Source organism: Elizabethkingia argenteiflava, from assembly GCF_009904105.1.
GTDB lineage: Bacteria > Bacteroidota > Bacteroidia > Flavobacteriales > Weeksellaceae > Elizabethkingia > Elizabethkingia argenteiflava.
This window is the reverse complement of sequence record NZ_JAAABJ010000312.1, coordinates 1-398: the sequence shown is the minus strand read 5'-3', so window position 1 is coordinate 398 and position 398 is coordinate 1. Positions and strand designations below refer to the sequence as shown.

Sequence of the window (398 nt, the reverse complement as noted above, 5' to 3'; positions counted from 1 at the left end):
TTTTATAATATTTAATATATATAAATAATAATAAAAACATCTATTTTGTTTGTTTTTTTTTTTTTTATATTTATTTTTTTTTTTACTTTTTTATTATTTTTTTTAAATTAACAAGCCAGTCTCCTTCGTAAGATATATATCCATTGTGTAGATACAAAACAATTTTTATGTCTAATGAATGATCTAATTTTTTATTATCAAAAACTGTTGTGAATTTAGAACTATTCACTTTTAACCTATTTATACTTCTATTAAAGACAAAAAAATTGATGTATTGATTCCTAGTAAAAGCAGTTATTTTTCAAGTTATTCTGGTGGCTAAACCCTGAAATGATTTTGCAAAATGGATATGAATGGAAAACAGTCCACAGAGTTGTGAAATATTGGTTTCAATTCGT

1 pseudogene is annotated in these 398 nt (G+C 21.6%); it reads right to left on the bottom strand.

The window, feature by feature from the left end:
• Positions 1–223: 223 nt before the first annotated feature.
• A pseudogene (locus GNY06_RS15505) lies at positions 224–398 on the bottom strand (IS982 family transposase); the annotation flags it as partial.